The 2208-nt window shown below is 52.0% G+C and carries 2 protein-coding genes and 1 pseudogene; 2 read left to right on the forward strand and 1 reads right to left on the reverse strand.

Going from position 1 to position 2208, the window contains the following annotated elements:
- On the forward strand, positions 1-120 hold a 120-nt coding region (locus tag QZ506_RS06775; protein ID WP_291968491.1), incomplete at its 5' end, for an ATP-binding protein.
- 261 nt (positions 121-381) lie between these two features.
- Here QZ506_RS06775 and rsmC read toward each other — a convergent pair.
- Positions 382-1428, reverse strand: a complete 1047-nt coding sequence (rsmC, locus tag QZ506_RS06780) for a 16S rRNA (guanine(1207)-N(2))-methyltransferase RsmC (protein ID WP_291969978.1) — start codon at positions 1426-1428, stop codon at positions 382-384.
- Positions 1429-1670: 242 nt separating this feature from the next.
- On the opposite strand from rsmC, the pseudogene aroQ reads away from it, so the two are divergent.
- Positions 1671-2061, forward strand: a pseudogene (aroQ, locus tag QZ506_RS06785) (gamma subclass chorismate mutase AroQ); the annotation flags it as partial.
- Positions 2062-2208 lie beyond the last annotated feature (147 nt).

Raw genomic sequence — 2208 nt, forward strand, 5'->3', positions numbered from 1 at the left:
CCTACGGCGGCCGATGCCTTCCTGGATCGGCTGATCCACAACGCCCACAGACTGGAGCTTAAGGGAGAATCATTAAGGAAAAATAGCCCGGTAGTGGAAAGCGCAGAAGAAACACGCTAACACGATAAAAAAGTTAGGTTCCCGGATGATCTATACGATGCGAAAACGTGATCGACCTTAGATGCGAATCGATGATCGATCACATGCGAATATGCACATTCCCGCGCAGGCGGGAATCTCGTACAAACTAAACGCATTTCTTCTGACAGAGATCCCCGGCTCTCGCCGAGGATGACGAGGGGGAAACCGAGGATGACAAGAGAGAAAGATCTCATCTTTATCAACCTGAGGCCTCGGCGTATCACCGAGGCCCGCATAGGGTTAGCGCGCAGCCGGTTTGGCATGCTTACTGGTACGCGTTAATGTGGCCTGATACACCTTGAAGCGTCCGGTTTGCGCCAGCACGTCGTGGTTACCAAAAGTGGCATCCAGCAATGCCGGATAAGGTAGGAAAGCGTTAGCGACAACGCGTAACTGCCCGCCAATATTCAGGTGCTTGGGGGCTTCACGAATCAGACGATCGGCCGCACTGATGCTGGTTTGCAAGCCATCATGGAACGGTGGGTTGGAGACGATCAGGTCAAAACGTCCGGCAATATCCGAGTAGACGTCGCTGGCAATCACATCGCCTTCCAATTCGTTTAACGTCAGCGTCGCACGGCTGGTCAACAACGCCGCCGCGTTGACATCACTCAGCGTCAAACGCAGCTTTGGCGACTGTTTTGCCAACACCGCCGCCACCACGCCACTGCCGCTGGCAATATCCAGCACCTTGCCTTTCATGTGCGGCGCAAAGGTAGATAACAGCAGCGCGCTGCCGACATCGAGACCATCACGGCTAAAGACACCGGGCAAGGTCGCGACCGGCACATCCTCAACGTAATAGCTGTCTTTCCAGTCATCGAGATTAAATTCAGCAGAAACCTCTAATCGGCCATGATAAAGCCCACAGCGCCGCGCGCTGTCAATCTTGGTTAACGGTGCAAAGTCTTCGAGAACACCTTCCGCGCTACGCACACCGCTGCGGTTCTCACCCACCACAAAAATCTCGCAGCCAACGGCAAGATGCGATAACAGGTTGGTGAGCTGGAACTGCGCTTCCTGTTTGCTCTTCGGCCAGTAGTAAATCAGGGTATCGCAGGCGGCCACCTGCTCAGCATCCACCAGCAAACCAAACCGCGCGTTGTCGCCCATGGTTTTGTTCAGCGGCAGCCAATGGTGATATTGCGTGAGATGCGCGTGCACCTCCGCCGCGTCAAACTGCGCTGGTAACGTGTCTTGAATATCGCCTGCAAACAGCACACGGCGGGAAATAAATTCGTCACTGTGGCGCAGTATCACTTCACTGGCGGGGGGTAATGCTGACATCAGGTGTTCACTCCTCAAAAATAGAACGGCGATTATACCCTAAATTATTCCGGTTGCAGGGGAGCAAAACGGAAAGAACTCTAACACAACGCCGTTGCCAGCCTTGAAGATGAAGCACAGGTACATGAGATGACGCTCTATTAATCCAGCGTTTATCAACGCGTTTGGCTGACCCGCTATTATTCCCATCGTTGGAACCTACATCTAAGGCATATCCCTCTAATAGCAAAAGGTGACGTTAAATGTTTAGTAAAGTGTCAGCAAGGTCGCTACTTTTAGCCGGACTGTTCTTTTCCGAAACGGCATTAGCCTCCCCCACAAAATGCAGCGATCTGGATTCATTGATTAACCAGCGTTTGTCTTACATGAAGGATGTTGCAGGGTATAAAGCGGAAAAACACCTTGCCATTGAAGACGTGCCTCAGGAAGTCAACGTGATGACCAACTCTGTCGCGGTGGCAGAAGCTCGGCGAGTCGGTAAAGCCGTTTATCCAGGCGCAGATGGATGCCGCCAAGGCCATCCAATATTGTTACCGCGCTGACTGGTTGTCTGTTGCAGAAAGTGGCTGGCGCCCCAATCCATTGCCTCAAGTAAGATCAAAAATAAGCGTATTGAACACTGACATTCTCTCTTGTATTGGCTTTGTTGAATAAATCAGAACTTGTAACGACTGCGCCCCATACGGTTCGATTGTTACGTGATGCGAATACTGTTCGGCATTCCTGATAGCGTGATCCGCTTAAGCGCTTTGACCATGGTCATGGCTTCACCCACCTGAG

Source organism: Candidatus Symbiopectobacterium sp. (genome assembly GCF_020054415.1).
In the GTDB taxonomy this organism is placed as follows: Bacteria; Pseudomonadota; Gammaproteobacteria; order Enterobacterales; family Enterobacteriaceae; genus Symbiopectobacterium.

Coding starts and splice junctions, on each gene's coding strand:
- rsmC (WP_291969978.1), bottom strand. CDS start 1,428: ATGTCAGCATTACCCCCCGCCAGTGAAGTGATACTGCGCCACAGTGAC.